General features: G+C 68.0%; 4 protein-coding genes, 3 tRNA genes and 1 pseudogene. 2 read left to right on the top strand and 6 right to left on the bottom strand.

Translation table 11 applies throughout. The features are described from left to right. A pseudogene (locus QK444_RS31330) lies at window positions 1-1013 on the top strand (glycerol-3-phosphate acyltransferase); the annotation flags it as partial. Then, window positions 1010-2578, top strand: coding sequence for an HAD-IB family hydrolase (locus QK444_RS31325; RefSeq protein WP_282785684.1), 1569 nt, complete (start codon window positions 1010-1012; stop codon window positions 2576-2578). The pseudogene QK444_RS31330 and the gene QK444_RS31325, both read left to right, overlap by 4 nt. Window positions 2579-2601: 23 nt before the next feature. Here the strand turns inward: QK444_RS31325 and QK444_RS31320 are convergent, their stop codons facing one another. The 6 genes from QK444_RS31320 to QK444_RS31295 form a co-directional block, all read right to left on the bottom strand. Further along, on the bottom strand, window positions 2602-3303 hold the full coding sequence (locus QK444_RS31320; RefSeq protein WP_282785685.1) for a polyprenol monophosphomannose synthase: 702 nt from the start codon (window positions 3301-3303) through the stop codon (window positions 2602-2604). 151 nt (window positions 3304-3454) lie between these two features. Continuing rightward, window positions 3455-3631: a hypothetical protein gene (locus QK444_RS31315; RefSeq protein WP_162836493.1), complete on the bottom strand. Its 177-nt coding sequence runs from the start codon at window positions 3629-3631 to the stop codon at window positions 3455-3457. A 179-nt stretch (window positions 3632-3810) separates the two neighbouring features. Continuing rightward, window positions 3811-3884 (bottom strand) — tRNA-Phe (locus QK444_RS31310). Between the two features lie 36 nt (window positions 3885-3920). Further along, window positions 3921-3994, bottom strand: a tRNA-Asp gene (locus tag QK444_RS31305). A 31-nt stretch (window positions 3995-4025) separates the two neighbouring features. Continuing rightward, window positions 4026-4101: transfer RNA gene (locus tag QK444_RS31300), tRNA-Glu, on the bottom strand. A 92-nt stretch (window positions 4102-4193) separates the two neighbouring features. Next, window positions 4194-4859: a TetR/AcrR family transcriptional regulator gene (locus QK444_RS31295; protein ID WP_282785683.1), complete on the bottom strand. Its 666-nt coding sequence runs from the start codon at window positions 4857-4859 to the stop codon at window positions 4194-4196. Window positions 4860-5936 lie beyond the last annotated feature (1077 nt).

The raw sequence follows: 5936 nt of genomic DNA, 5'->3' as shown, positions 1-5936 counted from the left end.
GCATCGTCCCCGCATCGGAAAGCGTTGTGGAGGAACAGGAGCGGCGGGCGGTGCAGCGGCTGGCGTTCGATGTCGCGGTGGGCATCAACGCCGTCACGCCGATCACCGTCAACGCGCTCACCACGCTCGTGCTGCTGGGCGTGCACGAACGCGCCCTCACCCGGGACGAATTGCGCGCCGCCATCGCGCCCGTGCTCGGCTACATCGAATACCGCGATCTGCCGCGCGGCGAACTCGACACGCTCCATGACGATCACGGCCTCGCGGTGGTGCTCGAACAGCTCGCCATCGCCAAGGTGGTGACCGTGTACCGGGGCGGATTGGAGCCGGTGTACTCGATCGGCGCGGGTGCGCACCTGGAGGCGGCGTTCTACCGCAACAGCGCCGTGCACTGGTTCGTCAACCGCGCCATCCTCGAGCTGGCCGTGCTGACCGCTGTCGAAGCGCCCGAGGGCGATCAGCTGCGGGTCGGTTGGGAGGCCGCCTACCGGTTGCGCGATCTGCTCAAATTCGAGTTCTTCTTCCCCGAGCGGGCCGAGTTCACCTCCCAGCTCACCGCGGAGATGCTGCACGTCGACCCGCAGTGGCACCGCCGCACAGCCGCCGGAACGGTCGGCACCGAAATCCTCGCCCTGCTGGCCGGATCCGGCTTCATGATGGCGCACCGGGTGCTGCGCTCATTCTTCGACGCGCAACTGGTGGTCGCCGAACGGCTGGCCGCCCACGACCCCGCCACCGCCGTCGACCGCAAGGCGATCATCGACGAATGCCTGAACGTGGGGCGGCAGATGCTGTTGCAGCAGCGCCTGCAGAGCCCCGAATCGGTGTCCTCCGAACTGTTCGGCAGCGCACTCAAACTCGCCGACAATCACGGGCTGCTCGCCGCCGACGTGCGGAACCCGGCCGAATTGGCCGCGCGCCGGACCAGATTCGCCGGGGAGCTGCGCGCCATCGGTGGACGCATCACCCGCGCCGCCACCCTGGACCCGTCGAACCGGCTGGAAACGCTATGAGCGCCCGCAGGATTCCCGGCGGCGCGGCCGTGACGCGCTCCCGGACCGCGCGCCGGACCGACCCCGCCCGCACCGGCGGACCCGCGTATCTGCGGCGACGACGGCCCGGTGCGGGCATAACCGAACAGTCCGCGCGGGCCATCACGCTCGACGAGGCGGTGACGGCCATCCGCTCCGGCCCGCAGGGTCCGGAGATCGCCGCCATCTTCGACTTCGGCGGGACGGTCGTGCACGGATTCGACCCATCCTCGCTCACCCGGCGGCTGCTGCGCCGCGACCGCGACCCCGTCGCGGCCGGCCTGCTCGGCAGCATTCGCGGCGCCCGCAGCGAGGGCGAATACGAGCGGTTCCTACAACACACCATGCACGCCTGGGCCGGTCTGCCGGAGCAGCGGCTCGAGGAGCTGGGCGCGACGCTGTTCCAGCGCACCGTCTACGGACACCTGTACCCGGAAGCCTGGCGGCTGATCCGCGAACACGAGGCCGCCGGGCACACCCTGGTGCTGGTGAGTGCGCTCACCCGCTTCCAGGTGCGGCCCGCCGCCGACGAACTCGGCATCCCCACCGTGTTGTGCACCGCCATGGCCGCCCAGGACGGCGTCCTCACCGGCCACGTGGAGGGCAAGCCGCTGTGGCGCAACGGCAAGGCCGACGCGGTGCGGCGCTTCGCCCTCGCCGAGGGCATCGACCTGACGCGCAGCTGGGTGTACGCCGACAGCGCCGCCGATCTGCCGCTGCTCGGGGTGGCGGGGCGGCCGGTGGCGGTCAACCCCGATCCGCGCACGGTGCTGGAGGCCACCGAGAAGGAGTGGCCCATCCTGCATTTCCGGCCGCGCACCACCCCCCGTCCCACCGACTACGCCCGCACCGTCGCCGGCTTCGCGGCGCTGCTCGGGGGCGCGCTGTTCGGGGTGGCGGCCAAGGCGCACACCAAACAGCGCCGGGAGATGGCGGATTCACTGCTGAACCACGCCGCCGAGTCCACCCTGCGCGGCACCGGGGTGCGGGTGCGCGTGACGGGGCGGGAGTACGCTCGCGCGCCGCGGCCCGCCGTGTTCATCTTCAATCACCAGAGCCAGTTCGACATGGTGGTGGTGGCCGAGGTGCTCGGCGGCGGTATCACCGGCATCGCCAAGAAGGAGATCACGCGCAATCCGATCTTCGGACCGCTCATGCGCTTCGTCGAGGTGACCTTCATCGACCGCGCCGATACGGCGGCGGCCAAGGCCGCGCTGGCTCCGGTGGTGCAGACGCTGCGCGGCGGGCTGTCCATCGTCATCGCACCCGAGGGCACGCGCTCGCGCACGCCGCGGGTGGGGGCCTTCAAGAAGGGCGCGTTCCACATCGCCATCCAGGCCGGGGTGCCGATCATTCCCGTGGTCATCCGGAACGCGGGCGAGATCGCCTGGCGCGATTCGGCGGTGGTCCGCAAGGGCGTGGTGGACGTGGCGGTGCTGCCGCCCATCGACGTGAGCGGTTGGGACCCGGCCGCCATGGACGCCGATATCGAGCGGGTGCGTCAGCTGTTCGTGAACACCCTGCTGGAGTGGCCGACGGGCGACTGAACCAGCTCAGCGACTGAACCAGCTCAGAGCTGGCGGCCGAACAGCAGCTTCCACGGCATGGCGGCGGATTCCAGCTGCACCTTGAGGCTCATCTTGGACGCGCCCTTGGTGCGCTCCTCGAAACGGATCGGCACCTCGGCGATCCGGATGCCCTTCTTGACCGTCCGGTAGTTCATCTCCACCTGGAACGAGTAGCCGTTCGACTTGATCGACGCCACGTCGATGGCGCGCAGCGTATCCGCCTTCCACGCCTTGAACCCCGCGGTCGCGTCCTTCACGCCCAGGCGCAGGATCAGGTTCACGTAGAAGTTGGCCCAGGCCGACAGCGCCTTGCGGTACCACTTCCACTCCTCCGCGGTGGAACCTCCGGGCACGTAACGGGATCCGAGCACCACGCCCGCGTCGGTGGTCTCCAGCTTCTCCAGCATGGCCGGGATCACCTCGGCCGGATGCGAGAGGTCGGCGTCCATCTGGATCACCACGTCCGCGCCCTCGTCGAGCGCCCGGGTGATGCCCGCGATGTAGGCGCGGCCCAGGCCGTCCTTCTCCGTGCGGTGCAGCACGCCCACGACACTGGGCAGTTCCGCCGCGAGCTTGTCGGCGACCTCGCCGGTGCCGTCGGGGGAGTTGTCGTCCACGACCAGCACGTGCAGGTCGGACACGGGTAGCGCGGTCAGCCGCTCCACCGCCACCGGCAGGTTCTCCCGCTCGTTGTAGGTCGGCACCACCACGGTTACCTTCAAGGCTCGCCCTCCCGCTCGATTCCGGCCCGTACGCGCGCGCGGCACGGGCGGGCATTCGTCGTTTCTGCTCCCGAAACGGTACTTGATTCACCTGAGCGACGAGTGAGCGCACCGGCAGCCGCGGGAAAAGGGCTCAATCCTCGGCTTCGTCGGCCGCTTTGTTCCGCGCCCTGGCGATCTCCAAAGCCCGCTCCGCCGTGGCTTTGTCGGGGTAGGGACCCATCCGTTCACCCACCCAGTGCTGCTTGCCCTGTTCCGCCCGGTGATGTTTCAGGCAGTAGTACCACTGATCATCCGAGTTGTCAGCCATACCTCCAGCATCCCACCGCGATCGCGACGGCGGATGTGAAACACACGGCAGCGCGGCAGTACGGCGTCAATTCGAAATTTCGAAATGAAAAACTCGCCGTGACAGCTACGGCCTGGATATCCCGCCCGGAAACGAACAATGGGTGTTGCACACGCTGTGTGCAACACCCATTCGAACTGTGGCCAAGGCCGGGATCGAACCGGCGACCTTCCGCTTTTCAGGCGGACGCTCGTACCAACTGAGCTACCTGGCCGGAGGCACCCGTACCGAATGCCAAGCTGTAGTCTTGCGACCCTGACGGGACTCGAACCCGCGACCTCCGCCGTGACAGGGCGGCGCGCTAACCAACTGCGCCACAGGGCCTTGCTTGCTCCTCCAGCGGTGTTTCCACCACTGGTACCCCCTACGGGATTCGAACCCGCGCTACCGCCTTGAAAGGGCGGCGTCCTAGGCCGCTAGACGAAGGGGGCCCGCCGGATGTCTCCGGACCGTTTGCTCAACGGCTTCCGTTGGGAGCGGAGATAGCTTATGACAGCTCGCCGCTTATTCCCAAATCTGCTGGTCAGAGTGCCAAATTGAGATCCTCCAACCGGGCGTTCACCCGCCAGCCCACGCGGCGGAACTCCTCGGACCACTCCGGGGTGGCCGTCGCCTCGATGATCACCTCGAGCGCCTCACGGAACCGGGAACGCAGATCCCCGGGGCCGCCGAGCACATCCGCGATGTAGCGCTGACCGGCCAGGGCGGCGGCCAGGGTGCGGGTGAAGCGGTCCGGATCGGCATCCGGCCGCAACTGCTTGTGCTCGATCGCCCGCACCGCGAGCAGCCGGATGGCGCGGCCGAGAATGCGCCCGCCACCCGACTGGATGTCGCGGTAGAACTCCGGTTCGATGATGAGCCGGAACTCCGCCTGGATGATGATGTCGTTCTCCAGGCGCAGCGCGATCTCGTCGACCATCCCGTGCAGGATGTCGAGCGGACCGAGATCGCCTCGGGTGAGCCATCTTTCGGTGGACGCGCGGTAGCGGTCCACGGCCGCTTCCAAGACCGCGCGCGCGAGATCCTCCTTGGAGTCGAAGTGGAAGTACATGGCGCCCTTGGTGGCGCGAGAACCTTCCAATATGCGGTTGAGCGATGCAGCGGCATAGCCGCTCTTCCCGAACTCAACGGCGGCGGACCTGATGATCGCCGCACGTGTCCGGCGGGCCCGCTCTTGCTGCCGTGCCATGCTCGAAACGCCTCCGAAGCTAGCTAACCGCCGTTGCGCCATTCTCCACGGTGAGAACAGCCATCCGGCGCAAAGTTACGTGTCTTTCAAATACTTCAGAACGGGCTTGCGCCCGAATTACCAAACTTGTGGTACGAAAAAGCGCGAAAAACTTGAAACACACCAACTGGTATAGTTTTTCCCGCCCGGGTGCGCCGCAGGGGGTGCGCACCCGGGCGTTCACGTCGTCTGGTCGCCTCCCGCTGCCTCTCTTCTGGAGCCGCGATCGGCCAGACCGGTCGCGACACGTTCGGGCACATCAACGATAAGCCGAATCCCGTGCCGCCGGGGCAATCCCGGTTCTTCGGGAATTCACCAGTCGGTCACCGTACCCGGAAAGCGCACTCCGCGTGGTGTGTACCGGAAAGTCAGTTAGCCAGAACGTCCCCTATCTCGTTCCGCAATTCCGCAGCAACCGGTTGGGCGATTGGTCCGAAAGGACGAATTCACCCTTATCCCACGGAGGTTCGACGCACCCGCCGACTCCGCCGCGACCGCCCGCACGCGAGCTGCGCCGCCACCACCACGACGCCGCCCGCCCGGCGCCGCCCCCGCCCGGTTACCACACCCCCCACCAATTACATTGCCACACATCACGATTGGATGATATTCGGACGACGGCCGCCTGAATCAATCTGGGTGTCAATACGATTGCCGACCCTCCGGCCGACCCCCCGCCGAACCACCGCCCGCCCCGGCCCAACCCGGCCACGACACCGTGTGGCCCACTCCTCGGCGATCACTCGGAACGGGTATCGACACGCAACCGTCGACACTCCCCATCCACATCGGTTCACCACCGAGGATATCCCCGATCGCCCTCCAGCCACCTTCCGAGCGCCCACCCGGATCCACCGCACCTCCGTCCCCTCATTGCCCGCTCATTGCCCCGCCCCAGCAGTTGCCCCACCCCAGTAGCTGCCCCACGCCAGCCGTCAACCCGACCGCGCGAACCGGCCCGCTCAGCTCCCCCGCCGGCCCCCCCCCCCCCCCCCCCCCCCCCCCCCCCCCCCACAAACACCCCCCCCCCCCCCCCCC

It is taken from the genome of Nocardia sp. CC201C, from assembly GCF_030010695.1.
In the GTDB taxonomy this organism is placed as follows: Bacteria; Actinomycetota; Actinomycetes; order Mycobacteriales; family Mycobacteriaceae; genus Nocardia; species Nocardia otitidiscaviarum.
Note: the sequence above shows the minus strand (reverse complement) of the source record. Positions and strands in the feature narration are given on the sequence as shown.